Origin of the sequence: Streptosporangium sandarakinum (assembly GCF_013409935.1) — a bacterium.
In the GTDB taxonomy this organism is placed as follows: domain Bacteria; phylum Actinomycetota; class Actinomycetes; order Streptosporangiales; family Streptosporangiaceae; genus Streptosporangium; species Streptosporangium nondiastaticum.
In genome coordinates this window covers 175,410-202,134 of record NZ_JACCCO010000001.1, presented here as the reverse complement: position 1 = coordinate 202,134, position 26,725 = coordinate 175,410, and the positions used below count along the sequence as shown (strand labels likewise).

Sequence of the window (26,725 nt, the reverse complement as noted above, 5' to 3'; positions counted from 1 at the left end):
GAACGTCACGGCGCCGGGATCGGCGGACTCCTCCCGGTTATCCCCGCTGTGACGTCCCCGACACGGAGGGTGCTCAACGTCGCGGTGCGAGCTCCCGGACGGCGGAGACCAGGAGGCCCAGTTCCTCGTCGGTGTTGTAGTAGTGCGCCGAGGCGCGCACCGCGGCGGGGACGGCGTTCGGGTCGAGACGCTGGTGGGTGTGGTCGGTGACGCTGACGTTGATCCCGCGCTCCCGCAGGACGCCCTTCATCTCGGCGGACTCGCGGCCCGCGACGGTGAAGGTGACGATGCCGCAGCGGCGGGCGCCGCGGTCCAGCACCGTCACGCCGGGCGTCGCCGCGAGCTCCTCGCGCAGGCGGGCGGCCAGGCCGGTCACCCGCTCCTCGATGGCCCGCACGCCCAGGGCGGCGGCGTATCCGGCGGCGACGCCCAGCCCGATCTGGCCCGCGACGTAGCGTTCCCATGTCTCGAACCGGCGGGCGTCGTCGCGGATCTCGTAGCGGTCCGGGGCGGTCCAGACGGCCGAGTGCAGGTCGAGGAAGGGCGGCTCCAGCTCCCGGAGGAGGTCGCGCCGCACGTACAGGAACCCGGTCCCGCGCGGGCCGCGCAGGAACTTGCGGCCGGTCGTCGACAGCATGTCGCAGCCGATCTCCCCGACGTCCACGGCGAGCTGGCCCACCGACTGGCAGGCGTCCAGCAGGAACAGCACGCCCGTCTCCCGGCACAGGCGGCCCACCTCGGCGGCCGGGTTGACCAGGCCGTTGTGGGTCGGAACGTGGTTGATCGCGACGAGCCGCACCCGGCCCCGGGCCAGTTCCGCGGCGAGCGCGTCGAGGGACAGCTGCCCGTCCCCGTCGTCGGGCAGCACCTCCACGCTCACCCCGCGCGCCTTCGCCACCTGGTGGAAGGCGATGGCGTTGCTGGCGTACTCGCTGGTGGTGGTGAGGATCCGGTCGCCGGCGGCGAACGGGACCGCGTAGAACGCCATGTCCCAGGCGCGGGTGGCGTTCTCCACGTAGGCGATCTCGTCGCGGTGGGCGCCGACCAGCCCGGCCACCGCGTCGTAGAACCCCTCGGTCAGCTCCCGGGCCAGGTCGTTGGCCTCGTAACCGCCGGTGCGGGCCTCCAGTCGCAGGTGCTCGGTCACCGCGTCGAGCACCGGGGCCGGTGGCAGCGCCGCCCCCGCGTTGTTGAGGTGCGCGACGGACGCGCAGCCCGGCGTGTCCAGGCGGACCTTCTCGATGTCGATGCCGTCACCCGCGGCCATGGCCATGATCTCTCCCGTTTCCGGTGCCGTCATATACACCCCCACCGTATTCGGTGGCGTCGCCCCGCGCCTCGGCCGGGATGTCGCGGACGGCGCCGGGGGTGCGGCTCACCGGCCGGCCCTCGGCCCGCGCGAGCGCGGCGTAACGTATCGCGTTCCGTACGGCGGCCCCTCCGGAGTCGTTGTTGAAGTACACGTAGACGTCGCGGTCGCGACCCCATTCCCGGTCCAGGCGGCGCAGCCAGGAGCGGAGCGCGGCGTCGCCGTAGGACGGCCGGGGGAGGGCGCGTCCCTCGTGGAAGCGCAGATACCCCCAGTCGGCGGTGCGCCACAGCGGGGAGACGGGACGGCCCAGCCGGTCGGCCCAGCACAGCGCCGCGCCGTGCGCCGACAGCACCTCGCGGACGGGCTCGGCCCACCAGGACGGGTGGCGCGGCTCGACGGCGACGCGCACCCCGCCGGGGAAGGCCCGCAGGCACGCGTCGAGCCGCCCGGGGTCGGCCCGCAGCGTGGGCGGGAGCTGCAGCAGGACGGGGCCGAGCCTGTCGCCCAGGCCGCCGGCCGCCGCCAGCATGCGCCCGACCGGCTCCTCGGGGTCCTTGAGCCGTTTGACGTGGGTGAGGAAGCGGCTCGCCTTGACGGCCATGACGAATCCGGCGGGGGTGCGCGCCGCCCAGTCCTCGAACGTCTCGCGGGCCGGGAGCCGGTAGAAACAGTTGTTGTTCTCGACGGTGGCGAAGCACTCGCCGTAGCGCTCCAGCCAGAGCCGCTGGGGCAGCCCCGGAGGGTACAGCTCACCGCGCCAGTCGGCGTACTGCCAGCCGGAGGTCCCCACGAACATCATCGGCCTCTCCCGTCGGTCGCCGCCCCGCACCGGCAGGTCTGCCCGGTGGGACGGCCCCGACACGGGCGGCCCCGGGGCGGACGGCCCCGCACCGGGCCGGGGGCGTGCCCGGTGACCGGACCACGCCGGAGCGGAGCCGCCGCCGCGTGGCGTGAGGGCCGCTGTCATCGCAGGTTCTCGTCGGCGCGGGCGCTCCAGACCGCCAGCGCGGCCGCCAGGGCGCAGGCGCCGCCGAGCCACAGAACGGCCTGGAGGGTGAGGGAGTCCACGATGACGCCGCCGACCAGCGCGCCGAGGCCGATCGACAGGTTGAACACCGCCACCCAGAGGGAGGAGGCCGCTTCCACGGCCTGTGGCGCGACCTTGATCATCCACGTCTGCAGGCCGACCGACACGCCGCCGAAGGCCAGGCCCCAGGCGATCAGCAGTACGGCCCCGCCGATCACCCCCCGGCCCAGCAGCAGGTAGAGCGGCATCGCGGCCGCCAGGGTGACGGCGATGACCAGCACGGTCCGGTGCGGACGGCGCGCCAGCGCGGCACCGGCGACGAAGTTGCCGACCATGCCCGCCACGCCGAACCCGAACAGCAACGGACCGACGAGTCGTTCATCGATCCCCGACAGCTTCTGGAGCACCGGGCTCACGAAGGTGTAGGCCGAGAAGTGGCCGGTCACGATGAGGAACGTCGCGAGGATGCCGACGCGTACACCCGGGTTGCGGAACTGCCCGGCCAGGAGCCGCGGACGGACGGGCTGGGAGGCGGCCAGTGGCGGCAGTACGGCCAGCAGCGCGAGCAGCACGACGAGCGCCAGGCCGCTCAGCGTCGCGAAGGCGACGCGCCAGCCGGAGAACTCACCGAGCAGCGTGCCGAGCGGAACGCCGAAGACGTTCGCGGCTCCGACGCCACCGAAGATGATCGCGGTGGCCCGTGGCACGTTCGCGGGGGCCACGAGCCGGACGGCCAGACCGCTGGCGATGGCCCAGAAGCCCCCGATCGCCACCCCGACCAGCACCCGGGAGGCCACGAGGACGGCGAAACCCGGCGCCATGGCCGAGGCCACATTGGCGAGCGTCATCAGCCCCATCAGGCCGAGCAGGAGGAGCCGCCGGTCCATTCCGCCGACGAGCACCGGAACCAGCGGTGCCGCGACCGCGGCGATCAGGCTGGGCACCGTCACCATCAGCCCGGCCGTCCCCTCGGAGACCGACAGGGCCGATCCCACGGCGGTCAGCAGGCCGATCGGCAGTTGCTCGGCGGTCACCAGCAGGAACGTTCCCAGGGCCACCGCGGTGACCGCCGGCCAGCGACTCCTCTCCGGGTCCCGCCGGCCGCCCGTTCGGATGACGGACTGGTCTGTGGTCATCACCGATACTCCCTCGACTCTTTTGGGAGCGATCGCTCCCATACGTTGGCGAACCCTAGTATGGGAACGATCGCTCCACAAGTCGGGTAGAGTGGCGGCATGGGACGGCCCCGGCAGTTCGACGAGCAGGACGCGGTGACCAGAGCGACCGATCTGTTCTGGCGGCGCGGTTACAACGCGACCTCGGTGCGTGATCTGGGTGACGAGCTCGGGCTCACGCCCAGCAGCCTGTACCGGACGTTCACCGACAAGCACACGCTGTTCCTGCGGGCGCTCGACCACTACCGGGCCACCGAGTCCGTCCAGGCCGAGCAGCGGCTGGACACCGATGGCCGTCCGATCCGGCAGGTGCTGCGGGACTGGATGCTGTGGCTGGTCACCTGCCCGGCCGACGGCGAACCCGGCCGGGGCTGCTTCGTGGTCAACACGGCCACCGAACTCGGCGCCACCGACGACCAGGTCCGTCAGCGGACCGAGGCCGCCTTCGACGTCACCCGGCAGGCACTGCGATCACTGCTGTGCGAGGGCCGCCGCAACGGCGAGCCGACCACCGGCCTCGACCTAGACGCCGCCGTGGAACTGCTGTTCACCACGGTGCTGGGGCTGCGGGTGCGGGAGCGCGCCGGACACGACCCCGAACGTCTGGCCACCGCGATCGACGCCGTGATCGGGGCCCTGGGGCCCATGCCCGCGGAGCCTTCCTGACCGCCGGCACCAACGGGGGTCGGCATCACCGCCACCGGAGCCGCCGACGGCCGGGCGAACCGGGCGGGGAATCCGATACGGCCGTGCGCCACCGATCAGAACGGGCGCGGGCCGCCCGCGCCGAAGCCGGTCTCGTGCACCCACAGATGGGTGCAGCCGGGGCACTGCAGGTGCAGGCGGCTGCCGGTGACGCCCAGGAGGTAGCGCCAGTGGTCGGCGCAGTTGCGACCCGCGCCGCAGTCGGCGCAGTCCCGGTGGTCGCCGCATCCGGGGCAGGGAACCCAGGCCCGGCGGCCCAGGTCGGCGCAGGGATCAATGGGCAGCACGGCCGGCCTCTCCTCCGGGGAGGACCCCGGCCGCCACGAGCATGTCGTAGATCTCCTGCTGCTGCGGGTCGAGGCCGGAGTAGAGGAGGTCGTGGGCCTCCTGCTCGGCGCGCATAACCGCCGGCGGATCCCAGGCCACCCCGAGCGCGGTGACGACCGCGGCTCGTCGCCGCGTCTCGTGGGAGGACAGGTCGAAGTCGACCACGAATTCGGCGGGCGTGCCGGTGCTGTCGTTGCTCATGGGGCGGCTTTCCGATGGGGTGGCGGACAGGTGCCGACGTGATCGGAGAAAGGCGGCCGGAGCGTCCCGGAGGGGGCGGCCGGCGCGGGGACGCCGTGGGGGACGCCGCCCCGGCACTCAACGATCACGTGACCGCGCGTCGCGCGGAGACCTTCGCGGAAGGAAGGCGGATCACTCTCTGTTTACCCGAACATGGGCGTCGGGGGGTAATCGCGGCGGCACGGGCGCCGGTACGGCGGGGTCGCGGGTTCCGGCGAACCGGGACCCGCGACCCCGCGCGGGTCAGCACCGGCCGTCGGCCAGGACCCAGTGGTCGGGACCGGTCTGCTTCAGCGTGTGGGTGGTGAAGGTGTTCCACAGCCCCATGGGGTCGTCGGACCCCTTGGCGTAGGTGTATCCGCCGGAGGCGTAGGCGCGGCCCGCCGTGGTGTGGGCGTAGTTGCTCGCCGTCACGCAGACCGGGGCGGTCGTCGGCGTGGCGGTCGGGGTGGCGGTGGGGGTGGCGGTGGGCGTGACCGTCGGGGTCGCGGTCGGGGTCGCGGTCGGTCCGCCGCCGCCGTCCAGGCCGAAGAACCGCGCGTCGTGGTAGGCCGAGCAGATGGTGTCGAGGAAGTACGCCGCGGTGCCGCCGCACTGGTCGGGGCCGCCGCCCGGGTCGACCGGCAGGCCGTGGCCCATCCCGGATATCTCGTACAGGCGCACGTCGTCGTTGCCGTACACCTTCATCGACGTGCCGCCGGGGAGGCTCGACGTGGAGGCCGGGGTCTGGGAGACGCCCCGCACGTTCGTCCACTGGTCGCGCAGCTGGGCGCCGTTGGCCGGGGTGACCGTGTGGTCGGACGTGCCCTGCCATACGGCGACGCGGGGGTAGGGGCCGGAGTAGCCGCCGTAGGCGGCCCGGACCAGGTCGCCCCACTGCTGGGGGGTCCTGCTCGTGGCGTTGTACTGGCAGGAGGTGGCCTGGACCAGGCTGGTGGCGCAGCGGTAGGCGAGCCCGGCCCCGATCGACCCGGCCCTGAAGACGTCGGGGTAGGTCGCGAGCATCACCGCGGCCATGGCGCCGCCCGCCGACAGGCCGGTGACGTAGACCCGGGCGGGGTCGGTGCCGTAGGCGGTGACCGCGTGGGCGACCATGGCGCGGATCGAGGCGGCCTCGCCCTGGCCCCGGCCGGTGTCGCCGGGCTCGAACCAGTTGAAGCACTTCGAGGAGTTGTTGGAAGTGCCGGTCTGCGGCAGGACGAGGGCGAAGCCCCACTGGTCGGCGTACTTGCGCCAGCCGGAGTTCGTGAAGTAGCCGTTCGCGTCCTGCGTGCAGCCGTGCAGGGCCACGACCAGCGGCCGGCCGGAGGGCAGGCCGTCGGGCCGGTAGGCGTACATGGCGAGGCTGCCGGGGTTCGAACCGAACGAGCCGACCTGGGTCAGCGACGCCGCCCGCGCGGGCGGCCCGGTGAGGGACACGCCGAGCAGGCCGAGCAGCGCGAGCAGCGCGGTCGCGGCGGCGGTGAGGACGGCGGAGGGCGGCGACGGGCGGAGTCGGGGGGATGAGGGGGATCCGGCCATGACGTGCTCCTTTTACAACCGGGTTCACCGGTCCTTTCAGCGCACGGTAGATCCGCCGGAACCTCCCGGACATGTCCCGGGCACACACTCTTCACCGCTGTGATGTGGACCACACGGCGGCCCCGCCGGGCGTCCGGAGGGGTCGTCGATGTGGTCGCCGTTCTCGCTGTCAGCGCGGTAGTACGTGGCGGTCACCGATGCTCTCCCCGGGTTGGATCAACCGCTGCCCGGGTCGGCGTGACAGCCGGCCGAATGTCCGGGAAGGTCACAGCCGGTCATTGATCACGGCGATGTGGATGGTCGCCTCATGGCGGACGGCGAGCTTGTCATGGCGGGTGGCCACCGCCCGATGGCGCTTGAGCCGGTTGATCCCGCACTCGACCGCGTGGCGCGGTGCGTGGTCGCCGCGTTCGAACAGCGGGGGGCGCCCATCCCGACGACCACGTCGCTTGCGGTGGTTCCGCTGGTCGGCCGGTTCGGGAATCGTCGCGCGGATACCGCGCCGGCGTTGATGGGTGCGATTGGCGCGGGAGGAGTAGGCCTTGTCGGCCCGTACCCGCACCGGCCCGGTACGAGGACGGCCGCCACCCGGGCGGGACACCCCGATGGCCTCCAACACGGTGATCAGGTCCACGGCCCGCACCGCCTCGGTGAAGGACAGGCCGCGGGCGTATGCAGCGTCGGCCTGCTCCACCACGTGGGCCAGGTAGCCGCGCACCGCGCGGATCCCGTCGGGGTCGGGGACCGGGCCGTGGCCGGGGACGATCGTCTCGGCGCCGGTGGCGAGCATCGCGTCGCAGGCGGCGATCCAGTTGGCGATCGGGCCGCTCCACACGATCGGCGTGCAGCCGATGAACAGCAGGTCGCCCGCGAAGAGCACGCCCGTGTCGGGCAGGTGCACGACGGAGTCTGCGCCGGTGTGGGCGGGGCCGAGGTTCATCACGCGCATCTCGCGGCCGCCGATGTCCAGGGTGAGCTACCCGTCGTAGGCCGGGTCGGGCAGCCGCAGGCGGATGTCGCCGAAGCGGGCGCGGACCGGCCTTCCGTGCAGCCGGCCGCGATGCGATCGAGCAGGGGCGGGGTTCCAATGACATCCGGCTCGACCGCTCCGACAGCCCTGGCTGTGCAGCCGCCCGCCGGTCGCCGGCGATTCCGCGGTTCCGGCGGTCACGGGGAGCAGGGTGCGGCGCCACGTGAGTGATCAGTCCTCGTCATGGCGCTCACGCCAGGAACGACCGGTCCGCGTCACCTCCCTCCGGCGGGGGAGTGCACCCCTGGAGACGTCGGCTAACGTCAGTCGCGTGAAGCGCCATCTCGCCCAGGCCGTGCGGGCCGGGGTCTACCAGCTACTCGGCGCCGCGCTGCTGACTCCGGTCGCTGCGGGGCTCGGCTTGCTGATCCTGACGGAGCTGACGCCGGGACGACTGCTGGGGCTGTGGGCGGCGTGCCTGCCCGCCTCGGTGCTGCTCGCGATGATGCCGCTGACGCGGCGCCTGGAGGTGACCGCGCTGTCGGATCTGCTCGACGTCGTCGTGTCCGAGCGCGGTGACCGCCTCTACCTGGTGGCCCTGACCAGCCTGCACTTGTACGTCGGCGCGACGCTCAGCGCGACCGTGCTGGCGCTGTCTCCCGGGCTGCTCCCGTGGGCGTGGCGCGTGGACCCCGGCAAGGTGACCGAGGTGCTGCTGCTCGTCGTTGTCGCGCTGGCCGCGATGGTGGCCACGGGTTTCGGCCAGCGCTGGGCCGCGCGCCGGCTGCTGCACTCCGAGCCGTCCCGCTTGATCGACGAGCTCGGCCGCCGCCAGTCACTCGCCCTGGAACTGCACGACTCCGTCGGCCACGCCCTCAGCGTCGTCCTGGTGCAGGCCATGGCGGCCGAGGTGGCGCTGCAGCGCGCCGCCCCCGCGCTCGCCGCGCAGTCGCTCGGACATCTGGCAACTACCGCCCGCAACGCTCAGCAGGAGCTCGACGTGCTGCTCAGCGTGCTCGACGACGGCACGGCGGGCCAGGCGCCCACCTTGGAGGCGCTCGGCACGCTCACCCGCGGCCTCGACGTCCGGGTCAGCGTCGACCACCTCGGCAAGGTGTCCCCCGCGACCTCGCGGGCCGCCTTCGCGATCGCCAGGGAGGCGCTCACCAACGCCCTGCGCCACGGGCAAGGCCCGGTCATGCTCGGCGTCGCCGTCGGCACCGAAGTGACCCTGACCATGGACAACGCAACCCTGAGCACGCCCGGGGAGCCGGGGCGCGGCCTGACCGGCATGCGCATGCGGGCCCGGCTCGCAGGCGGGACGTGCACCTGGGAGGAGGTGGGTGGAACATGGCGCGTCCGGGCGAGTCTGCCGCTGTGATCCGGGTCGTCCTGGCCGACGACGAGAAGCTGATCCGCTCGGGTTGGGCAACCGTGCTCTCCCTCCACGACGACATCGACGTCACGGCTGAGGCCGCCGACGGCCGTGCGGCGGTCGCGGCCGGCACCGGCGCGGACGTCGTGCTGATGGACATCCGCATGCCCGGCATGGACGGTCTGGCCGCGACCCGGGAGCTCGCCCGCCGCTCCCCGAAGACGCGCGTCATCATGGTCACCACGTTCGAGAGCGACCAGCTCGTCTGGGGGGCCCTGCGCGCGGGTGCCGCCGGCTACGTGCTCAAACGCTCGCCCGCCGGCGAACTGGTGGAGGCGGTCCGCCTGGTGTACCGGCGCGACGCGGTGCTCTTCCCCGACGCGCTGCGCCGCATCGCCTCGCCGCATGTGGGCACCGCTCGGCAGCGCGTGCCGGTCGAGTTGACACCGCGCGAGCTGGACGTGCTGCGGCACATCGCGCTCGGGCAGAGCAACGCGGAGATCGCCTCGGCGCTGCACGTCACCAAGGAGACGGTCAAGACGCACGTCGGCAACCTCCTGAACAAGCTCGGCGCCCGCGACCGCACCCAGGCGGCCGTTCTCGCCTACGAGCTCGGCCTCGTCAGCACTGGCGTCGCGGAGGCGGCGAAGAGCCGCTGGCATCGAGAGTGATCCTGTGAATCTCTCGCGTTCTCCTGGTGCACTCGTGGCGCCTGGCTGTCGTGCGCACGGCGGGCCGGATGTCCAAGGGACCCGCACAGCCGATATCGACCAAGGGTCATGTCCGAAGACTTACCGTTTTTCCGCCGATATGATCATGTGGGTGCCGAGGAACCTTTTCTTCCACGCGATGGAGCTGAAGCCGACCCGGCGGAGGACCTCGGAGACCTCCTGCGGAGTCATGAAGCCGAGCGTGGATTCCTGCAGATAGGCGTACGACTTCCGATCGCGGGCGACCACCTGGCCGAGGAGGGGAATCACGATCCGGACCCCCAGCTCCACCGGGTAACGGAGCGGTCCGCGCGGCGGGCAGGTCTCCAGCATGACGACCCGGCCTCCGGGTTTGAGCACCCGGTACTGCTCTTCGAGCACGCGCTCGACATTCTCCACGTTCCGCAGGAGATAGCCGTGCGTGACGGCGTCGAAGGACTCGTCGCCGAAGGGCAGGTCGTTGGCGTCCGCCTGCTGCCACGTGATGGCGGAGGCCCCCGGTTTGCTCGCCGCCGCCGCCAGCATCCGCTCCGAGAAATCGACGGCGTGGACGGTCGAGTTCGGATATCTCTCCAACGCGGCGAGCGCGATGACGCCGGTCCCGGTGGCGATGTCGAGCATGCTGCCACCTGACGGGACTCTCGCGCCCGCCGCGATCTCCCGGCACCAGGCGGCATGCCGTCCCAGAGTCATGAGGCGATTCATCAGGTCGTAGTAGTCAGTGATCCTGTCGAACGTCCGCTGGATCTCCTGGCCTTTGGACGACGGCGTTCCCTGTGCTGGCATCTGTGCGGCTCCTCAGTCAGCTGCCATAGTGCCAGGGGCATCGCCGGTGTTCTTCCCCCGTCCGGGGGATCACTGGCCGGGAAGGTGCAGGAGTCGCCGATGGACGACCCGTTCGGCAAGCTCGCCCAAGCCCTGACCGGTGCGCTCGGCACCGTCGGACGCGACCGGCTTCAGGAGATGGTCAACGCCCCGCTGGGCCAGGGGCCGGTCCGGCAACGCTTCCACCTGACACGACGGCACGCAGTCCGGACCGCGTGGTCCGGACATGGACGGTGCTCGCCCTCACGGTCGCGAGACCGCAGATGACACCCTTCTCTAGCGAGGCCTGCACGAAGGACAAACCGACGGGCCCACGATCTGAGATCTGGATGTATCAGGAAGGTCCGACACGGAATCTTTCCGGTGCGGACCGGTGGCGCAGCCAGTAGGCCAGGACGGCAGCGGCGAGCAGCGCACCCCACAGCGGGTACGGCCAGAGCAGCAGCGCGACGGGCTGGCCGCGCATGACGGAGTCGATCACGAGCCCCGGCGAGGCCAGGCAGCAGATGCCCGCGACCGTCCCTCCGACGATGACCGGCAGCCGTACCGGGACGGGACGCCCGTAGAAGATCGGCACCCAGCGTGGGAACACCTCGCCCCACCTGCTGATCAGCCCGATGGTCAGTACGGCGCCCGCCAACGCGGCGAACGCGAGAAGCAGTCCCTGGAGCCGTGTGTCGGCGCTGAGCGGCCCGGTGATGTCGGAGTCGGTGGGCCACGGGGTCAGCCAGGTCAGCCGGTACAACGCGTACGGAAGCGGGCACATCGCCGCCCCGATCGTGACGATACGTCCCCATTTGTCGGCGGACTCGGGTCTGATCCAGCGCGGCGGTTCGCCCGTCCTGAACGCCTTCATCGTGATCACCGCCCACACCGCGCAGGCCGCGGCGTTGGCCAGCGTCCAGCTAAGCCGTCCGCCGAACGAGGCGAAGCTCCCCGCGACATTGCCCAGATAGCGTCCCACCAGGCTCAGCGCGCCGAACCCGGTGATCGTGTCCGCCACCACCAGAACGGCCAGCGCGGTGATGCCCACCAGGCCGAACGCCTTCCTGCGCGCGGCCGCCATGACCACGACGACGAGCAGGGCCACGGGTCCCAGGATCGCCATGCCGTAGGCGAGGACGATCATGATGCCGGCGTCGGAGAGCACCACGCCGAAGAAGAGCAGCTCGGCGACCGCGCCGGCGCGCACGAGCGGCCCTGGCCCGAAGATCACCACCAGGCCCACGATTCCGGCGGCCACGGTCATCGGGCCGGTCACGTCGTGCTCGAGCAGGTGTGTGAGCGACACTTTGATGCGGTCGGCCGCGCCGAACGGGTAACTCGTAGGAGTCGTCCACCACAGGATCCCCACGGCGGTCACGGCGATCGACAGGAGCGCGCCGAATGTCCGGATGGTTCTGGTCATGCGGATCACGCTAGGAACTCGTGGCCGTGGCCACCTCCCCCTCGCGGGGGAAGGCACGTGATCGGCCGTCGTCCAGGGCGTGTTTCAGAAGTCGGCTCCAAGCGAGGCTGTTCGCCGAGATGATCTCCGGGCGTGGGGCGTGGAGATTCAACGGACGAGCAGTGGGCGGTACTGGAACCGTTGCTGCCCGTGGCGGAGACGGGGCGTCCGGCCGGGTGCCGACGGCGGTTGATCGACGGGATCCGCCGGCGGGTGCGTACCGGCGCCCGCCGCGACGGGGCCGCGCAAAAACAGCCGCCGGGCGGGGTGCGGACCGAGCCCGACGACCACGCCCTGGGCCGTTCCCGCGACGGGCCGACCACCAAGATTCATCTGGCGTGCGAGCAGGGCCACAAGGCGCTGTCCCTGCTCGTCACCGCCGGGCAGCGCGGGGGCAGCCCGCAGTTCATCACCGTGTTGGAGGCCATCGGGGTGTCCCGCCCGGGTGGCGGCCGTCCTCGTACCGGGCCGATGCGGGTACGGGCCGACAAGGCCTACTCCTCCCGCGCCAATCGCACCCATCAACGCCGGCGCGGTATCCGCGCGACGATTCCCGAACCGGCCGACCAGCGGAACCACCGCAAGCGACGTGGTCGTCGGGATGGGCGCCCCCCGCTGTTCGAACGCGGCGACCACGCACCGCGCCACGCGGTCGAGTGCGGGATCAACCGGCTCAAGCGCCATCGGGCGGTGGCCACCCGCCATGACAAGCTCGCCGTCCGCCATGAGGCGACCATCCACATCGCCGTGATCAATGACCGGCTGTGACCTTCCCGGACATTCGGCCGGCTGTCACGCCGACCCGGGCAGCGGTTGATCCAACCCGGGGAGAGCATCGGTGACCGCCACGTACTACCGCGCTGACAGCGAGAACGGCGACCACATCGACGACCCCTCCGAAGAGGCCCTGTTCGTGCTGACCGGCGACCTGAACACAACGGGCAACACCTTCGTGGTCATTCAGCCGGGCGAGGATGACCCCTCGTGGTCCGCCTCGGCCGCGGTCACCGACGACGGCGGTCACGAGGTCGTCCGACGGGACACTCAGCGTCACGGACACGAGGTGATGACCAGCCATGACCGCGGCGAGATCGCCCAGGACCCAACCATCTGGATGGCCGCCCGCACCTATCCGGGACGGCCAGCCAGCACATCAACCTACTTCTAAAACACGCCCTAACCCCCGTACTCGCGGGCGGAACCCGCCGTCTGGGCGACGTCCTGGGCACCGTCCTGGATGAGCTGGGCGGCCAGGGTGGACAGCGCGCGGCCCGCCGCCAGCTCGTCGCCGATATCCGGCACCGGCTGGTCGACGGGGTTGCGCCGCGCGTGCGCGACGCCCTCGTGCCGCTTGCCGCGGTCGGTGAACAGCACGGCCCTGGCCGTGGTGACGTCGTCGTTGTCGTCCTCACTGATGGAGATCTGCACGTTCCACTGCTTGGCTTCCATGGCGAACACCCCCTATGCCACAGCGTCACCCCTGCCCGGCCCGCGGGGAAGGGACCTTGGACCCGCCCGGAAAGGTCCTTACGCCTTCGGGACCTTCGGCCCTACTTGCCGGTGAAAAGCCAGGCGAATGCTGAAGAAAAGGGGGGTGTGAGATGTTCTTCGACATCTTGTACGGGATCATTGGTTTCCTTATCGCCTGGGTCGTGCTGGGTGGAGCCCGCGTGGTCAACCAGGTCGAGCGGGGCATCGTCTTCCGGTTCGGCAGGGCGCTGCCGGCCCCGCGCCGTCCGGGCCTGGCGATCCTCATCCCGGTCGTGGACCGGATGAAGAAGGTCAACGTCCAGATCGTCACGATGCCGGTGCCCGCCCAGGAGGGCATCACCCGCGACAACGTCTCGGTCAAGGTGGACGCGGTCGTCTATTTCCGGGTCGTGGACCCCATGAAGGCGGCCATCGAGGTGGAGGACTACCTGTTCGCCGTCGGCCAGGTGGCCCAGACGTCGCTGCGCTCGATCATCGGCAAGAGCGAGCTGGACGACCTGCTGTGCAACCGCGAGCGCCTGCACGAGGGGCTGGAGCTGATGATCGACAGCCCGGCGATCGGCTGGGGCATCCACATCGACCGTGTGGAGATCAAGGACGTGCAGCTTCCCGAGACCATGAAGCGGTCGATGTCGCGCCAGGCCGAGGCCGAGCGTGAGCGCCGGGCCCGCGTCATCACGGCGGACGGGGAGTTCCAGGCGTCCAGGAAGCTCGCCGACGCGGCGGGCATCATGCACGACACCCCGGGGGCCATGCAGTTGCGCCTGCTGCAGACCGTCGTGGAGGTCGCGGCGGAGCGCAACTCCACGCTGGTGATGCCCTTCCCGGTCGAGATGCTGCGCTTCTTCGACCGGATGGCGGGCGCCGTGTCGAAGAGCGTCGCGGCGAAGGGCTCCGCGCCGACGGGCGCCGCGTCACCGGGGCAGGACTCCCTCCCCGCCGGCACGCCCGTCCCGGAGAGCCTGCGCGACCTCGTACGGCCCCGCGAGGGCGAGCCGGTCGACCCGACCTGACCCGCGCGGGACCCCGCCCGAGCCGGCCGGGACTCTGCCCGACCCGCGCGGGCCCCGCCTGGTTCACGCGGCCCACCGGGGGAGCCGGCCGGGCGTCAGGCGCCCGGCTGCCGCGTGGCCGGCCGGTTGAGGTGCAGTTCGTCCAGCAGGGCCTGGGTCGCGGCGGCGACGGTCTCCACGGCCCGGTCGAAGACCTCGGCGTTGCGTGCCGACGGGGCCCGGAACCCGGAGATCTTGCGGACGTACTGCAGCGCGGCGGCGCGCACGTCCTCGTCCGTCACGTCGCTGGCGTACGGCTCACGAAGGGTCTTGATGCTCCGGCACATGACAGGACCGTACGCCATCCCCGCCCCGCCGTTCCACCGTCCCGCGGCGCGGATGTCAGCGGGAGGAGAGCAGGGCCTCCTCGGCGTGCTCGTCGTCCGGCTGCCTCTCGGCGGCCAGCTCGGCGTGGACCAGCCGGTGGTACTCCTCGGTCTCGTGCCGGATCGTCTCCGCGTTCCAGCCCAGCACCGGCGCGACGAGGGCCGCCGCCTGGGGCGCGACCGCCAGGCCCCGGTCCCGCTGCTCGATGGCGACGTGGGTGCGGCGGGCCAGCACGTCCGAAAGGTGCAGCGCCTGCTCGTGCGACGCCGCGTAGACGATCTCGGCCCGCAGGTAGTCCGGCGCCGCGAACAGCGGCTCCCCGAGCATCGGCTCGGCCCCGACGATCTCCAGCAGCTCCTCGACGCCCGACCCGTAGCGGCGCAGCAGCCGCTCCATCCGGCTCACGCTGAGCCCGTACCGTTCGGCGAGGTTGCGGCGGCCGTTCCACACGGCCTCGTAGCCGGTCGCGCCCAGCAGCGGCAGCCGCTCGGTGACCGACTCCGGCACGCCGGGACCCAGCTCGTCGGCGGCGGAGTCGACGGCGTCCCTGGCCATGACGCGGTAGGTGGTGTACTTGCCGCCGCTGACCGTCACCAGGCCCGGCACCGGGTTGGCGACCAGGTGCTCGCGCGAGAGCTTCTCCGTGCCGGTCGCGGCGCCGGAGATCAGCGGCCGCAGCCCGGCGTAGACGCCCTCGACGTCGTCGTGGCCCAGGGGGGTGGTCAGCACCGCGTTGACGTGGTCGAGGATGTAGTCGATGTCGGCATGGTTGGCCACCGGGTGGTCCCGGGCCAAGGTCCACGGCGTGTCGGTGGTGCCGATGATCCAGTAGTCGTCCCAGGGGATCACGAACAGCACGCTCTTCTCGGTCCGCAGGATCAGCGCCGTGCGCAGGTCGAGCCGGTCGCGGCGGACCACCAGGTGGACCCCCTTCGACGGCCGCACGGTGGCGCTCTTCCCGGCCCCGGCCAGCCGCAGCATCTCGTCGGTCCAGACCCCGGTGGCGCCGATCACCACGCGGGCGCGGATGTCCATCCCCGAGCCGCTCTCCAGGTCCGTCACGTGCGCTCCCACGACGCGTTCGCCGTCGCGGAGCAGACCGGTGGCGCGCACCCGGTTGGCGACGGCGGCGCCGTACCGGGCGGCCGTCCGCACGATCGCCACCGCCAGCCGCGCGTCGTCGGTGTGGGCGTCGAAGTACTGCAGGGCCCCGACCAGCGAGTCGGGGCGCAGGGCAGGGGCCTCCCGCAGGGCGCCGCGGCGGGTCAGGTGCCGGTGCCGGGGCATGACGGTGCGCAGCCCGCCCAGGAAGTCGTAGAGGGTCATGCCCGCGCCGACGTAGAACCGCTCCCAGAGGCGGTGCGTGAGCGGGTAGAGGAACGGCACCGGCCAGACGAGGTGCGGCGCCAGCCGGGTCAGCAGCAGGTGGCGTTCCTTCAGCGCCTCCCGCACCAGCCCGAACTCGAACTGCTCCAGGTAGCGCAGGCCCCCGTGGATCAGCTTGCTGGACCTGCTGGAGCTGCCGGCCGCCCAGTCGTCCGCCTCGATCAGCGCGACCGTCAGGCCACGCGACGCGGCGTCGAGCGCGGTTCCCGCGCCGACGATCCCACCGCCGATGACCAGCACGTCGTACTCTTTCTCACCCATCCGCCGCAGCGCCGACTCCCGGTACAGCGGTCCCAATGCCGGCTCGTTCAACGGGCACCTCCCGTGTCGTCGCCCCGCCTGCGCGGGGCGGGCGTTGTTCCCGGACCTCCCGGACCTCCCGGACCGGGTGGTCCGGCCGTGGCGGGCGGCGCGTCCGGCGGCGTGCCCGGCCGGGGTACGGCGGGGCGCGCGGTCAGTCGACGTCCACCCAGCCGAACGTGCGCTCCACGGCCTTCTTCCAGCACGTGTATCCGTGCTCGCGCTGCTCGTCGCTCCATCTCGGCTCCCAGCGCCGCTCCTCGTTCCAGTTCTGCCGCAGCCCGTCGGTGGACTTCCAGAAGCCCATCGCCAGGCCGGCGGCGTAGGCGGCGCCCAGGGCGGTGGTCTCGGCGACGACCGGCTTGGAGACGGGCACGCCGAGCACGTCGGCCTGGATCTGCATGCACAGGTCGTTGGCGGTGACGCCGCCGTCGACCCGCAGCACGTCCAGGGTGACGCCGGAGTCCTGCCGCATCGCCTCGACCACGTCGCGGCTCTGGTAGCAGATCGCCTCCAGTGTGGCCCGGGCCAGGTGGGCGTTGGTGTTGTACCGCGACAGCCCGACGATCGCGCCGCGGGCGTCGGAGCGCCAGTAGGGGGCGAACAGGCCGGAGAACGCCGGCACGAAGTAGATGCCGCCGTTGTCCGGCACCTGGCGGGCCAGCGCCTCGCTCTCGGCGGCCCCGGAGATGATGCCGAGCTGGTCGCGCAGCCACTGCACCGCCGAGCCGGTCACCGCGATCGACCCCTCCAGCGCGTACACCGGCCGGTCCGCCCCGAAGCGGTAGCAGACGGTGGTCAGCAGGCCGTTCTTGGAGCGGACCGGTTCGTGGCCGGTGTTGAGCAGCAGGAAGTTGCCGGTGCCGTAGGTGTTCTTGGCCTCCCCCGGGGAGAAGCAGACCTGGCCGACGGTCGCGGCCTGCTGGTCGCCGAGGTCACCGGACAGGGGCACCTCGCGGCCGAGGGGACCGGTCGGCCGGGTGACGCCGTACAGGGTGGGGTCGGAGGAGGGCCGGATGGCGGGCAGCATGGCGCGGGGGATGCCGAAGAACGACAGCAGTTCGTCGTCCCACTCCAGCGTTTCGAGGTCCATGAGCATGGTGCGGCTGGCGTTGGTGGGGTCGGTGACGTGGACGCCGCCGTCCCTTCCGCCGGTGAGGTTCCACAGCAGCCAGGTGTCGGTGTTGCCGAAGATCGCCTCGCCGTCCTCGGCTGCCCGGCGGACCCCGTCGACGTTCTCCAGGATCCACTGGATCTTCCCGCCGGAGAAGTAGGTGGCCGGGGGCAGGCCGGCCTTGCGGCGGATGACGTCGCCGCGGCCGTCGCGGTCCAGGGCCGAGGCGATGCGGTCGGTGCGGGTGTCCTGCCAGACGATCGCGTTGTGGTACGGCCGGCCGGTGCGCCGGTTCCACACCACCGTGGTCTCGCGCTGGTTGGTGATCCCCAGGGCGACGAGGTCGGAGGCGGTCACGAGGGATCTGGACAGCGTGGTCTCGATCACCGAGCGGGTGCGTTCCCAGATCTCCACCGGATTGTGCTCGACCCAGCCCGCGCGGGGCAGGATCTGCTCGTGTTCGAGCTGGTGGCGGGCGATCTCGTTGCCGCCGTGGTCGAAGATCATGAATCGGGTGCTCGTGGTCCCCTGGTCGACTGCTCCGACGAAGTCCGCCATGGGTGTCCCTCCTTCACGGTGCCGGTGACCTCTCTCCGGGGGAGGGTGGTTCGGGAGGCAGCCTGCCGGGTTCCGGTTTCTCCCCGGCCCGCAGGAACCGGCCGACGAGGACCTCGTACAGGGCGCCGCCCAGGACGCCGCCGATCAGCGGGCCCACGATCGGCACCCAGAAGTAGAGCCGGCCGTACTGGTCCTGCCAGGCGGTCCCGTAGCCGGTGAGGAAGGAGGCCAGGCGCGGTCCGAAGTCGCGGGCGGGGTTGATGGCGTAGCCGGCGTCGGCGCCCCAGGCCATGCCGATCGCCACCACGATCAGCCCGATGACGAGGGGGGCCAGGTTCGCGCCGGGCGGGGTGTTCAGCTCGTCGATGACGGCGAAGATGAGGAACAGCAGGATCGCGGTGCCGATCACCTGGTCGCGGAAGGCGCCCCAGAGGCCGACGGGCAGCGAGCCGTTGCCGGGCAGGGTGGAGAAGACGCCCTGCGTCTTGATGGTCAGTCCCGGGTCGGCGGCGTGCAGCAACTCGGTGTAGTTCCACCGCACGACCAGCGCGGCGACGAACGCCCCGGCGATCTGCGCCACGCAGTACGGCAGCACCTTGCGCCAGGAGAAGCCCTTGAACGCGGCGAGCGCGACGGTGACGGCCGGGTTGAGGTGCGCGCCGCTGATCCGGCCGGCGGTGTAGACGCCGAAGGTGACGCCCAGGCCCCACGCCCAGGAGATGCTGTCGTGGTTTCCGATGTCGGCGGCGACGACCTGCGCCACGACGCCCACCCCGAACAGGATCAGGATCGCCGTGCCGGCGAACTCCGCGGCCAGCTCGGCGGTGAGACCGGGGAGCCTCCTCGGGTCCGCCATGCACGCCCCTTCTCGAAGCCGTACGGCCCGCCCTCCCGCTCCGAAACCGAGCAGTCTTGCCCGATAAGTAACGGAATATCCGCCTGAACCACTTGTCACACGGCTTTATCCGTCAATAAAGGTTCACGCTTATCCATGGGGAGGGCCTCGGTGAGGCCGTCCGCCGGGCGTCACCCCGGTTCGGCCCGCGTTCTCCTCGCGCTCTCCGGGCGTTCTCCCCGCGCCTTACCGCGGCCTTCCCGCGGCCTTTCACGGCCTTCCCCCTGGCTTCTCCCGGCCCTTCCGTCACTCGCCCGGGGCCCTCTGACGAAGGCCGTCCCGGGCCTCCACGGCCTTTTCCGTGATCGCCGAAATGGGTCCTGAGCTGGACGTTCCCCCGTCCCATCGCACCGTAATTGTTCTGTTATGTGTTGTCCTCCCGCGCCGGGGCAGACGATCGGCAGCCGAGCAAAAGGAAGTGCGAACATGACTGTTACTGGAATCATCACCGCCATCGTCATCGGGGCCATCGTCGGTGCTCTCGGCCGTCTCGCCGTTCCGGGCAAGCAGCACATCCCGATCTGGCTGACCATCGTGATCGGCATCGTCGCCGCCTTCATCGGTACCGCCATCGCCGGAGCCCTCGGCGTCGCCCACACCTCGGGCGTCGACTGGATCGAGCTGCTCCTCCAGGTGGCCGTCGCGGCGATCGGCGTCATCCTGACCGTCAGCCTGTACCGCAGGCGCGGCGTCCGGTAAACGCCTCCACCCCCGCAACGGTGCGGGACGGTGAGAACCGCCGGCGGCCCCGCTCCCCACGCCCATCCGGGCGGGGAGCGGGGCCGCCGCCGCATGCCCGCCCCCGTCCGGCCGCCGCCCGCCGCCCGCCGACCGGCCTCCGCCCGCCCGTCCCCGGCTCGCTCTGGCCCGTCCTCGGGCCGGCGGATGGGGCCGTCCCCACCCGGCGGAAGGGGCCGCCTCCGCCCGGCGGAAGGCCCGGACACTCTCAGGGGACTCCCAGGTAACCGTCAGGAAATCCCAGGTCACTGCCAGGAAAGCTCGGTAGTTTCCATGACATGAACTGGAAACGCAAGGCCAACGCCGCGGTGAGGGAGCTGACCGGGTTCCAGATCACTCGCGTCGCGAAGACGGGACCCGGAGCGAAATCCGGGGCCGGGCCGGTGGCGAAGGGCACGGGACGGGCGCCCGCCGTGGCGGCGGCCGACCTCGTCCGGCCCCCCGCCGACCCGGAGACCGACCGGCTGCTCACCGCCCCGATCTTCATCCTCTCGCCGGTCCGGTCGGGCTCCACCCTGCTGCGCGCGATGCTCAACGCCCACCCGATGCTGCACGCCCCGCACGAGCTGCACGTGCGGCGGCTGTCCGTCGGGCTCACCACCCCGCTCGCCACACGCGCGATGGAGGCCCTCGGCCACAACCAGGCCGACCTGGAGCACCTGCTGTGGGACCGGGTCCTCCACCGCGAGCTGGTCCGCAGCGGCAAGGCCCACATCGTGGACAAGACCCCGGCCAACGCCTTCGCCCACCGGCGCATCGCCACCTGCTGGCCCGACGCCCGGTTCGTCTTCCTGCTGCGCCACCCCGCCTCCATCGCGACCTCCTGGCACGAGGCGAGCCCCGACCGGCGCACCCCGCACGATGCCGCGCTCGACGCGCTGCGCTACATGAAGGCCGTGGAACGTGCCAGAGGAGACCTGACCGGCCTGACCGTCCGCTACGAGGACCTGACCGCCGGCCCCGAGGCCGAGACCCGCCGGATCTGCGACTTCCTGGGCCTCCCGTGGGAGCCGGGAATGCTCGCCTACGGCGAGCAGGCGGTCGTCCAGAAGGGGCTCGGCGACTGGAAGGACAAGATCCGGTCCGGGAAGGTCCAGGAGGGACGCGCCCTGCCCCGGGCGGAGGAGATCCCCGAGGAACTCCGCCCGATGTGCCGCACCTGGGGTTACCTCGGCGGGGACGAGAGCCGGTGAGGATCCGCTACATGCTCCTGCACGCCTACGGCATGGGCGGCACGATCCGGACGGTGGTCAACCAGGCCAACGCCATGGCCGCGGCCGGCCACGACGTCGAGATCGTCAGCGTGGTACGGCGCCGCGCCACGCACCAGTTCCCCATCGACCGGCGCGTGGAGGTCACCACGCTGGTCGACCAGCGCGGCGGCGTGCACGCCGACTCGGTGGGCCGCCGGATCTGGCGGAGGGTGCGCGGCAAGGTCGTCCCGCGCGGGGAGTTCGCCGCGGGCTACTTCACCGAGCGCGTGGAGAAGGCCGTCATCGACTACGTCTCCGCCCTCGACGGCGGCGTCCTGGTCACCACCCGCCCGGCGCTGAACCTCATCTCCGCCCGGCGCGGCCCGAGCGGCGTGGTCCGCGTCGCCCAGGAGCACATGAACTTCGCCACCTACCGCGAGAGCGTGCGCCGGCAGATCGCCCGCCACTACGGCGGGCTGGACGCGGTCGCGGTGCTCACCGGCACCGACCGCGACACCTACCGGCGCCTGCTGCCCGGCACGCCGGTCGTCCGCATCCCCAACGCGATCCACACCCTGCGCCGGACGCCCTCCGCCCAGGAGAACCCGATCGTGGTCGCGGCCGGCCGGCTCGTCAAGCAGAAGGGCCTCGACCTGCTCATCCCGGCGTTCGCCCAGGTCGTGCGGCGCTTCCCCGGCTGGCGGCTGCACATCTACGGCACCGGCCCGAAGAAGACCGAGCTGAGCGCGCTCATCGGCGAGCTCGGCCTCGACGGCAACGTCGAGCTGATGGGCCGCACCCCCAGGCTGGACGAGAAACTGGCTCAAGCCTCGGTGTACGCGCTCAGCTCCCGGTTCGAGGGCCTGCCGATGGTGATGATCGAGGCGATGTCCCACGCGCTGCCGGTCGTCGCGTTCGACTGCCCGACCGGTCCGCGCGACGTGCTGACCGACGGGGTGGACGGGCTGCTGGTCCCGCCCAAGGACGTCGACGCGCTGGCCGGGACGCTGATCCGCGTCATCGGGGACCGGGAGCTGCGCCTGCGGCTGGGCGCCGAGGCCGCCCGCACGGCCCGCGACTACGTCCCCGAGGTGATCATGCCGATGTGGGAGGACCTGTTCACCGAGCTGTCGGCCGCCCCGCAGGCCGGCTGAGGGACCCGCCGCGCGGCCCGCCGTACTCCCGTCATGCTCCCGCCGTACTCCCGGACGGGGCACGGCGGGCGGTGCCCGCCGGATGCCGGGCGCGTGCCGGTCACATCAGCAGTACGGCGGCGCCCTCGACGCGGTCGGCGGCCAGGTCGGCCAGCGCCCGGCCGGCCGCGCCGAACGGGTAGGGCACGGTCGTCACCTTCGGCGGATGGGCCACGGCGATCTCCAGGAACGCCCGGCCGTCGGCCCGGGTGTTGGCGGTGACGCTGCGCAGCGTCCGCTCCTGGAACAGGTGCCGCCGGTAGTCGAGCACCGGCACGTCGCTGAGGTGGATGCCCGCCACGGCCAGGGTGCCGCCCCGGTCCAGGGCCTCCAGGGCGACGGGCACCAGCTCGCCCGCCGGGGCGAACAGGATCGCGGCGTCCAGCGGTTCGGGCGGGGCGTCCGCCGCGCCGCCCGCGGAGGCCGCCCCCAGCTCCAGGGCCAGCTCCCGGGCCCTGGCCGAGCGGGTCAGGACGTGCACGGTGGCCCCCTGGGCGATGGCGATCTGCGCGGTCAGGTGGGCCGAGGCGCCGAAGCCGTAGACGCCCAGGCGCCCGCCGCGCGGCAGCTCGCTGCGGGCCAGGGCGCGGTAGCCGATGATCCCGGCGCACAGCAGCGGCGCCAGCTTCTCGGCCGCGCCGTCCTCGGGCAGCCGGTAGGCGTAGTCCTCCGGGACGGTCAGGTAGCGGGCGTAGCCGCCGTCGGCGTCCCAGCCGGTGTAGGCGGAGTACGGGCACAGGTTCTCCGCGCCGCGCAGGCAGTGGCGGCAGCGCCCGCAGGTCGAGCGGAGCCAGGCCACGCCCACCCGCTCCCCGGCGGCGAGCCGTACGGTGCCCGGACCCCGGGCCGCCACCCGGCCCACCACCTCGTGGCCGGGGACGGTCCGCGGGCGCCGCGGGGGCAGGTCGCCCTCGGCGAGGTGCAGGTCGGTGCGGCAGACGGCGCACGCCTCCACCTCGACCAGCACCTCGCCCGGCCCCGGCCGGGGGACCGGCAGGCGGACCCGCTCCAGGGGGCCCGAGGCGATCGGCCCGGGCCTGGCGACCACCCAGGCGTCCATCTCCTCCGGAACCGTCACGTGCCCGGCCATGGTGCCCTCCGTTCGCGTCCTTCCGTCCCTCCGCGCGGGACCGGCGAGCATGCGGCGGGCGCCCGCGCGCCGCGTCCTCCCCGTCATTCCCCGCGCGGCGGGCCGGGGAATCCGTCCCGGAGATGATCGATGACCGGCTCTTTGGGCCGGGGTGACGGTCGGCGGGCACAAGACGAGGTGAGGACGGTCGCGAGGAGGGGTGACATGGCGACGGACGTGGTCGTGGTGGGGACCGACGGCTCGTCCCCGTCCCAGGCGGCGGTCGGGTGGGCCGCCGACGACGCGGTACGGCGCGGCGCCGTCCTGCGGGTCGTGCACGCCTGCGAGGGGATGGATTACGACCTCCCGGTGTTCTCCGAGTCCCAGTACGGCGCGGCGGTGTCGGAGCAGTGCCGCCGGGTGCTGGCGGACGCGGTCGACCTGGCGCGTGACCGCGTCCCGGGGCTGGAGGTGGAGGAGAGGCTGGAGGGCGGGCCCGCGGCCGAGGTGCTGCGCCGCGCGTCCGGGGACGCGGCGCAGCTCGTGCTCGGCCAACGCGGGCGGGGCGGCTTCCGCGAGCTGCTGCTGGGGTCCGTCCCGCAGCGGCTGGCGGGCCGCGTGGCCGTGCCGGTCGTGGTCGTCCAGGGCGAGACGGAGCGCGGGAGCGGCGAGGTCGCGGTCGGCTTCGACGGGTCCCCGCCCTCGCAGGCGGCGCTGGAGTACGCCTTCGAGGAGGCGGCGCGGCGCGGGGCCCGGGTGCGCGCGGTGCACGCCTGGGAGGCACCGGTGATGGGACCGTACACGATGGTCTACACGCCGTTGCTGGAGGAGGTCTCCGCCGGGGCGGAGAAGACGGCGGAGCGGGCGCTCGCCCCGTGGCTGGAGCGGTACCCGCACGTCCCGGTGATCAGGTCGGTCGTGTGCGAGCATCCGGTCGTCGCGTTGCGGGAGGCGTCGGAGACGGCCGACCTGCTGGTGGTCGGCTCGCGCGGGCTGGGAAGGCTGGGGTCGGCGGTGCTCGGCTCGGTCGGCCACGGGGCGCTGCACCACGCCCGCTGCCCGGTCGTCGTGGTGCCCGCGCCCGAGTGACCTGGCGTTCCCGGCCCCCGCAACGGACGACCGTAATGCAAGATTTGCCGCAAGCACCGTAATTGCGGGAGCATCCTTTCCGATCGCCCGCCGGGCGTGGGGGTGTCGCCCGGCCGCCGGGCCGTGGCCGATGCCCGGGGGTTCAGGGAAGGGGAGCGAGGTGGCGGCTGTGTCCCGCGATGTCCGGCGGCGGGGCGCGGTCCGGGGCCTGGTCGCTTCGATCACCGCCGCGACGCTGTGCCTCGGCCCGGCCGGAGCCGGCCTCGCCGAGCCCAAGCCGACCGCCAAGCAGCTCCGCAAGGAGCTGGCGGACATGCAGAAGCAGTCCGAGTCCCTGATCGCCCGTTACTACGACTCCCGCGTCGAGCTGCAGAAGGTCCAGAAGACCGAGAAGGCGGCCCGGGACCGCCTGGGCCGGGCACAGGGCGACCTCGACCGGGCCGCGCGGGAGATCCGCCTGCTGGCCGCCGCGCGGTACCGGAGCAGCGGGACGGAGGGCGTCTCCGCGATGATGGGCTCGGGCGACCCCGCCGCCATGCTGAACCGCCTGACGCTCGTCGAGCAGATCGTCGCCGAGCAGGACGCCAAACTCCGGGTGTTCGTCCAGGTCCGCGACGACCACCGCCGGGCCCGGGACGAGGCCAAGACCCGCGGGGCCGAGCTGAAGGCGAGCATGGCCAAGCTCGACGACGAGAAGGACCGGGCGGAGAAGCTGATCGAGAAGATCAAGGACCGGATCGACCTGCTCTACCCCACCCCGGGCGTCCGCCGGGCCGACGGCACGTGGGTCCCCCAGCTCCCGTCGGGCCCCGACAACATCACCCCGCGGATGCGGCTGACCCGGCAGCTCGTGGCCCAGCGGTTCGGCTCGCGCTTCGGGATCGGCTGCTTCCGGGTCGACGGCGGCATCGCGGGCGGCGGCGAGCACCCCCTCGGCCGCGCCTGCGACTTCATGCTCAGCGGCGGGGGCGCCATGCCGTCGGCGGCCGAGGCCGGGCGCGGCGACGAGATCGCCGCCTGGGCGATCAAGAACGCCCGGCGGCTCGGCATCATGTACATCATCTACCGGCAGCGCATCTGGCAGACCCGGACCGGGAGCTGGCGCGCGATGTCCAACCGCGGCGGCGTCACCGCCAACCACTTCGACCACGTCCACGTCTCGGTCTACTGACCGGCGGGGCAGGCGGGGAAGCTCGCCACGAACCGCGCGCCCTTCCCGGAGTCGCGGATCGTCAGCGTCCCGCCGTGCCGTTCGGCGATCTCCCGGCAGATCGCCAGGCCGAGCCCGGTCCCGCCCTTGTCCTTGCTGCGCGCGGCGTCGAGCCGGGCGAAGCGCCGGAACACGTACTCCCGCTGCTCCGGCGGGATCCCGGGGCCGTCGTCGAGCACCTCCAGCACGCTCCGCCCGTCCTCGGACCGCACCGTCACGACGATCGCCGACTCGGCGTGCCGGTCGGCGTTGTCCACGAGGTTGGTGAGCAGCCGGACGAGCTGCATGCGGTCGGCGTCGACCAGCACACCCGGCTCCAGGCGCGTCTCGACGGGCGTCCGGTGGACATGGCGCGCCAGCTCGGAGCCGACCAGCTCTCCCAGGTCGACGCGCGCGTGGGGGCCGCCCGCGCCCGCTTCGAGGCGGGAGAGCACCAGCAGGTCGGTGACGATCGCCTGCAGCCGCCCGAGGCTGGCCAGCACCGCCCCGGCCACGGAGGGCCAGTCGCTCTCCTCCGGGTGCAGCAGCGCCTCCTCCACCTGCGTGCGCATCGCGGTGATGGGGCTGCGCAGGTCGTGCGAGGCGTCGGAGGCGAACCGCCGCTCCCGCTCGACGGCGGCCTCCAGCCGGTCCAGGGTCTGGTTCACCGTCACCGCCAGCTTGTGGATCTCGTCCCGGTGCGGGGGCACGGGCACCCGGCGTCCCAGGTCGGAGGAGGTGATCTCGGCCAGCTCGGTGCAGATGTCCTCCACCGGGAGGAGGGTCTTGCTGACGGTGCGGTAGGCCCCGACGATCGTGGCCCCGACCACCAGTCCCGACCCGGCCAGGAGGCTGAGCAGCAGCGAGCGGCTGACGTACCACGGGGTGGTGGGGCCGGCGCCGTAGACGATCCATTCGCCGCCGGCGGCGGCGATCCGGACGGCCACGACGCGCAGGCAGGTGTCCGGGAACCCGGGGGCGTCGCAGATCTTCCGTTCCACCCGCGAGCTGTCGTCCGGGGGTACGAGGTCGGTCAGCCTGGGCCTGCCGGCCAGCTGCGGGCTGGCCGCCGTGACCCGGCCGCCGGGGTCGACCACCTGGAGGAAAATGGACTTCCGGCTGGAGAGCACCGGGGGAACCTGGCCCTTCTCGACGAGGCGGACCACCCGCATGTTGTACAGGAGGAGCCGGTCGGACAGGTCGTTGACGACGCGGTCGTGCACACCGATCAGGATCAGCGCGCAGATTCCCCCGCACAGCGCTGTCATGATGACGCTCGCCAGCAGCGTCATCCGGACGCGCAATGACCAGATGTGTCCAAATCTCACCGTTTTTCTTCGCCCCCCTGACGATCACGCTAAACGCGCGTCATTAGGGAACAGGGTAGAAACAAGCATGATGTCGGTAATTAACTCAAAAGGCGGGGTAAAAAGCTTCAAGATGGCGAATATCTCCGGAGGGGATTCGCGGCGCTCTTCCCGGCGACGATCCGGGCGC

General features: G+C 72.3%; 27 protein-coding genes. 11 read left to right on the top strand and 16 right to left on the bottom strand.

Annotated elements, in window-relative coordinates; all coding sequences use genetic code 11:
• Nucleotides 1-73: 73 nt before the first annotated feature.
• From HDA43_RS01000 to HDA43_RS00990, 3 genes are all read right to left on the bottom strand, one after another.
• Nucleotides 74-1,300: an aminotransferase class V-fold PLP-dependent enzyme gene (locus tag HDA43_RS01000; RefSeq protein ID WP_246423876.1), complete on the bottom strand. Its 1,227-nt coding sequence runs from the start codon at nucleotides 1,298-1,300 to the stop codon at nucleotides 74-76.
• Nucleotides 1,254-2,111 carry a DUF72 domain-containing protein gene (locus HDA43_RS00995; protein WP_179817854.1) on the bottom strand — a complete coding sequence of 286 codons (858 nt, stop codon included), beginning with the start codon at nucleotides 2,109-2,111 and terminating at the stop codon, nucleotides 1,254-1,256. The genes HDA43_RS01000 and HDA43_RS00995 overlap by 47 nt, the downstream gene beginning before the upstream one ends.
• Nucleotides 2,112-2,275: 164 nt before the next feature.
• Complete coding sequence (locus HDA43_RS00990; protein WP_179817853.1) at nucleotides 2,276-3,475, bottom strand: MFS transporter; 1,200 nt, start codon at nucleotides 3,473-3,475, stop codon at nucleotides 2,276-2,278.
• 99 nt (nucleotides 3,476-3,574) lie between these two features.
• Between HDA43_RS00990 and HDA43_RS00985 the strand changes: the two genes are divergently transcribed.
• Entirely contained in the window at nucleotides 3,575-4,180 is a 606-nt protein-coding gene (locus HDA43_RS00985; RefSeq protein WP_179817852.1) for a TetR/AcrR family transcriptional regulator, read from the top strand.
• A gap of 95 nt (nucleotides 4,181-4,275) precedes the next feature.
• On the opposite strand, the gene HDA43_RS00980 is transcribed toward HDA43_RS00985, so the two are convergent.
• From HDA43_RS00980 to HDA43_RS36600, 4 genes are all read right to left on the bottom strand, one after another.
• Nucleotides 4,276-4,506, bottom strand: coding sequence for a hypothetical protein (locus HDA43_RS00980; protein ID WP_179817851.1), 231 nt, complete (start codon nucleotides 4,504-4,506; stop codon nucleotides 4,276-4,278).
• Nucleotides 4,493-4,747, bottom strand: coding sequence for a DUF6400 family protein (locus HDA43_RS00975; RefSeq protein ID WP_179817850.1), 255 nt, complete (start codon nucleotides 4,745-4,747; stop codon nucleotides 4,493-4,495). The genes HDA43_RS00980 and HDA43_RS00975 overlap by 14 nt, the downstream gene beginning before the upstream one ends.
• Nucleotides 4,748-5,029: 282 nt before the next feature.
• Entirely contained in the window at nucleotides 5,030-6,307 is a 1,278-nt protein-coding gene (locus HDA43_RS00970) for an extracellular catalytic domain type 1 short-chain-length polyhydroxyalkanoate depolymerase (protein WP_179817849.1), read from the bottom strand.
• A 265-nt stretch (nucleotides 6,308-6,572) separates the two neighbouring features.
• A complete protein-coding gene (locus HDA43_RS36600; protein WP_376770486.1) occupies nucleotides 6,573-7,271 on the bottom strand; it encodes an MBL fold metallo-hydrolase in 699 nt (232 codons plus the stop codon).
• 337 nt (nucleotides 7,272-7,608) lie between these two features.
• On the opposite strand from HDA43_RS36600, the gene HDA43_RS36235 reads away from it, so the two are divergent.
• Together HDA43_RS36235 and HDA43_RS00950 are read left to right on the top strand one after the other, a co-directional pair.
• Complete coding sequence (locus tag HDA43_RS36235) at nucleotides 7,609-8,658, top strand: sensor histidine kinase (protein ID WP_179817848.1); 1,050 nt, start codon at nucleotides 7,609-7,611, stop codon at nucleotides 8,656-8,658.
• Nucleotides 8,655-9,323, top strand: coding sequence for a response regulator transcription factor (locus tag HDA43_RS00950; protein ID WP_312872880.1), 669 nt, complete (start codon nucleotides 8,655-8,657; stop codon nucleotides 9,321-9,323). Before HDA43_RS36235 ends, HDA43_RS00950 begins: the two co-directional genes overlap by 4 nt.
• A gap of 120 nt (nucleotides 9,324-9,443) precedes the next feature.
• Here HDA43_RS00950 and HDA43_RS00945 read toward each other — a convergent pair whose 3' ends face one another.
• Both HDA43_RS00945 and HDA43_RS00940 read right to left on the bottom strand, forming a co-directional pair.
• On the bottom strand, nucleotides 9,444-10,148 hold the full coding sequence (locus tag HDA43_RS00945) for a ubiquinone/menaquinone biosynthesis methyltransferase (RefSeq protein WP_179817846.1): 705 nt from the start codon (nucleotides 10,146-10,148) through the stop codon (nucleotides 9,444-9,446).
• A gap of 373 nt (nucleotides 10,149-10,521) precedes the next feature.
• Nucleotides 10,522-11,595 carry a hypothetical protein gene (locus HDA43_RS00940; RefSeq protein ID WP_179817845.1) on the bottom strand — a complete coding sequence of 358 codons (1,074 nt, stop codon included), beginning with the start codon at nucleotides 11,593-11,595 and terminating at the stop codon, nucleotides 10,522-10,524.
• A 132-nt stretch (nucleotides 11,596-11,727) separates the two neighbouring features.
• Here HDA43_RS00940 and HDA43_RS00935 point away from each other — a divergent pair, with 132 nt between their 5' ends.
• On the top strand, nucleotides 11,728-12,402 hold the full coding sequence (locus tag HDA43_RS00935) for a transposase (RefSeq protein ID WP_179817844.1): 675 nt from the start codon (nucleotides 11,728-11,730) through the stop codon (nucleotides 12,400-12,402).
• Nucleotides 12,403-12,472: 70 nt separating this feature from the next.
• Entirely contained in the window at nucleotides 12,473-12,802 is a 330-nt protein-coding gene (locus tag HDA43_RS00930) for a hypothetical protein (protein WP_179817843.1), read from the top strand.
• An 8-nt stretch (nucleotides 12,803-12,810) separates the two neighbouring features.
• On the opposite strand, the gene HDA43_RS00925 is transcribed toward HDA43_RS00930, so the two are convergent.
• Nucleotides 12,811-13,083, bottom strand: coding sequence for a DUF1876 domain-containing protein (locus tag HDA43_RS00925; RefSeq protein ID WP_179817842.1), 273 nt, complete (start codon nucleotides 13,081-13,083; stop codon nucleotides 12,811-12,813).
• 152 nt (nucleotides 13,084-13,235) lie between these two features.
• On the opposite strand from HDA43_RS00925, the gene HDA43_RS00920 reads away from it, so the two are divergent.
• Nucleotides 13,236-14,138, top strand: coding sequence for a slipin family protein (locus HDA43_RS00920; RefSeq protein ID WP_179817841.1), 903 nt, complete (start codon nucleotides 13,236-13,238; stop codon nucleotides 14,136-14,138).
• A 95-nt stretch (nucleotides 14,139-14,233) separates the two neighbouring features.
• Here HDA43_RS00920 and HDA43_RS00915 read toward each other — a convergent pair whose 3' ends face one another.
• From HDA43_RS00915 to HDA43_RS00900, 4 genes are all read right to left on the bottom strand, one after another.
• Nucleotides 14,234-14,464: a DUF2277 domain-containing protein gene (locus HDA43_RS00915; RefSeq protein ID WP_179817840.1), complete on the bottom strand. Its 231-nt coding sequence runs from the start codon at nucleotides 14,462-14,464 to the stop codon at nucleotides 14,234-14,236.
• A 55-nt stretch (nucleotides 14,465-14,519) separates the two neighbouring features.
• Nucleotides 14,520-16,202: a glycerol-3-phosphate dehydrogenase/oxidase gene (locus tag HDA43_RS00910; protein WP_376770446.1), complete on the bottom strand. Its 1,683-nt coding sequence runs from the start codon at nucleotides 16,200-16,202 to the stop codon at nucleotides 14,520-14,522.
• Between the two features lie 142 nt (nucleotides 16,203-16,344).
• Nucleotides 16,345-17,862 carry a glycerol kinase GlpK gene (gene glpK, locus HDA43_RS00905; RefSeq protein ID WP_179817839.1) on the bottom strand — a complete coding sequence of 506 codons (1,518 nt, stop codon included), beginning with the start codon at nucleotides 17,860-17,862 and terminating at the stop codon, nucleotides 16,345-16,347.
• A gap of 13 nt (nucleotides 17,863-17,875) precedes the next feature.
• A complete protein-coding gene (locus HDA43_RS00900) occupies nucleotides 17,876-18,718 on the bottom strand; it encodes an MIP/aquaporin family protein (RefSeq protein ID WP_179817838.1) in 843 nt (280 codons plus the stop codon).
• Nucleotides 18,719-19,183: 465 nt separating this feature from the next.
• Here HDA43_RS00900 and HDA43_RS00895 point away from each other — a divergent pair, with 465 nt between their 5' ends.
• From HDA43_RS00895 to HDA43_RS00885, 3 genes are all read left to right on the top strand, one after another.
• Complete coding sequence (locus HDA43_RS00895; RefSeq protein ID WP_179817837.1) at nucleotides 19,184-19,456, top strand: GlsB/YeaQ/YmgE family stress response membrane protein; 273 nt, start codon at nucleotides 19,184-19,186, stop codon at nucleotides 19,454-19,456.
• Between the two features lie 317 nt (nucleotides 19,457-19,773).
• On the top strand, nucleotides 19,774-20,688 hold the full coding sequence (locus HDA43_RS00890) for a sulfotransferase family protein (RefSeq protein WP_179817836.1): 915 nt from the start codon (nucleotides 19,774-19,776) through the stop codon (nucleotides 20,686-20,688).
• Nucleotides 20,685-21,842 carry a glycosyltransferase family 4 protein gene (locus HDA43_RS00885; RefSeq protein ID WP_179817835.1) on the top strand — a complete coding sequence of 386 codons (1,158 nt, stop codon included), beginning with the start codon at nucleotides 20,685-20,687 and terminating at the stop codon, nucleotides 21,840-21,842. Before HDA43_RS00890 ends, HDA43_RS00885 begins: the two co-directional genes overlap by 4 nt.
• Before the next feature lie 100 nt (nucleotides 21,843-21,942).
• On the opposite strand, the gene HDA43_RS00880 is transcribed toward HDA43_RS00885, so the two are convergent.
• On the bottom strand, nucleotides 21,943-22,971 hold the full coding sequence (locus HDA43_RS00880) for a zinc-binding alcohol dehydrogenase family protein (RefSeq protein WP_376770445.1): 1,029 nt from the start codon (nucleotides 22,969-22,971) through the stop codon (nucleotides 21,943-21,945).
• 204 nt (nucleotides 22,972-23,175) lie between these two features.
• On the opposite strand from HDA43_RS00880, the gene HDA43_RS00875 reads away from it, so the two are divergent.
• Nucleotides 23,176-24,039 (top strand): universal stress protein, encoded by an 864-nt coding sequence (locus tag HDA43_RS00875; RefSeq protein WP_179817834.1) that lies wholly within the window; start codon nucleotides 23,176-23,178, stop codon nucleotides 24,037-24,039.
• 169 nt (nucleotides 24,040-24,208) lie between these two features.
• The gene (locus HDA43_RS00870; protein ID WP_312872876.1) at nucleotides 24,209-25,210 is read left to right on the top strand and encodes a coiled-coil domain-containing protein; all 1,002 of its coding nucleotides are present in this window, start codon (nucleotides 24,209-24,211) and stop codon (nucleotides 25,208-25,210) included.
• Here HDA43_RS00870 and HDA43_RS00865 read toward each other — a convergent pair.
• Nucleotides 25,204-26,556, bottom strand: a complete 1,353-nt coding sequence (locus HDA43_RS00865) for a HAMP domain-containing sensor histidine kinase (RefSeq protein ID WP_312872875.1) — start codon at nucleotides 26,554-26,556, stop codon at nucleotides 25,204-25,206. The two genes, HDA43_RS00870 and HDA43_RS00865, sit on opposite strands and share 7 nt — an antisense overlap.
• Nucleotides 26,557-26,725: the final 169 nt, after the last annotated feature.

What these genes read in the sequence shown, in the direction of transcription:
- HDA43_RS01000 (WP_246423876.1), bottom strand. Translation starts at nt 1,300, where the DNA reads ATGACGGCACCGGAAACGGGAGAGATCATGGCCATGGCCGCGGGTGAC.
- HDA43_RS00995 (WP_179817854.1), bottom strand. Translation starts at nt 2,111, where the DNA reads ATGATGTTCGTGGGGACCTCCGGCTGGCAGTACGCCGACTGGCGCGGT.
- HDA43_RS00990 (WP_179817853.1), bottom strand. Translation starts at nt 3,475, where the DNA reads ATGACCACAGACCAGTCCGTCATCCGAACGGGCGGCCGGCGGGACCCG.
- HDA43_RS00985 (WP_179817852.1), top strand. Translation starts at nt 3,575, where the DNA reads ATGGGACGGCCCCGGCAGTTCGACGAGCAGGACGCGGTGACCAGAGCG.
- HDA43_RS00975 (WP_179817850.1), bottom strand. Translation starts at nt 4,747, where the DNA reads ATGAGCAACGACAGCACCGGCACGCCCGCCGAATTCGTGGTCGACTTC.
- HDA43_RS00970 (WP_179817849.1), bottom strand. Translation starts at nt 6,307, where the DNA reads ATGGCCGGATCCCCCTCATCCCCCCGACTCCGCCCGTCGCCGCCCTCC.
- HDA43_RS00945 (WP_179817846.1), bottom strand. Translation starts at nt 10,148, where the DNA reads ATGCCAGCACAGGGAACGCCGTCGTCCAAAGGCCAGGAGATCCAGCGG.
- HDA43_RS00940 (WP_179817845.1), bottom strand. Translation starts at nt 11,595, where the DNA reads ATGACCAGAACCATCCGGACATTCGGCGCGCTCCTGTCGATCGCCGTG.
- HDA43_RS00925 (WP_179817842.1), bottom strand. Translation starts at nt 13,083, where the DNA reads ATGGAAGCCAAGCAGTGGAACGTGCAGATCTCCATCAGTGAGGACGAC.
- HDA43_RS00920 (WP_179817841.1), top strand. Translation starts at nt 13,236, where the DNA reads ATGTTCTTCGACATCTTGTACGGGATCATTGGTTTCCTTATCGCCTGG.
- HDA43_RS00915 (WP_179817840.1), bottom strand. Translation starts at nt 14,464, where the DNA reads ATGTGCCGGAGCATCAAGACCCTTCGTGAGCCGTACGCCAGCGACGTG.
- glpK (WP_179817839.1), bottom strand. Translation starts at nt 17,862, where the DNA reads ATGGCGGACTTCGTCGGAGCAGTCGACCAGGGGACCACGAGCACCCGA.
- HDA43_RS00900 (WP_179817838.1), bottom strand. Translation starts at nt 18,718, where the DNA reads ATGGCGGACCCGAGGAGGCTCCCCGGTCTCACCGCCGAGCTGGCCGCG.
- HDA43_RS00895 (WP_179817837.1), top strand. Translation starts at nt 19,184, where the DNA reads ATGACTGTTACTGGAATCATCACCGCCATCGTCATCGGGGCCATCGTC.
- HDA43_RS00890 (WP_179817836.1), top strand. Translation starts at nt 19,774, where the DNA reads ATGAACTGGAAACGCAAGGCCAACGCCGCGGTGAGGGAGCTGACCGGG.
- HDA43_RS00880 (WP_376770445.1), bottom strand. Translation starts at nt 22,971, where the DNA reads ATGGCCGGGCACGTGACGGTTCCGGAGGAGATGGACGCCTGGGTGGTC.
- HDA43_RS00875 (WP_179817834.1), top strand. Translation starts at nt 23,176, where the DNA reads ATGGCGACGGACGTGGTCGTGGTGGGGACCGACGGCTCGTCCCCGTCC.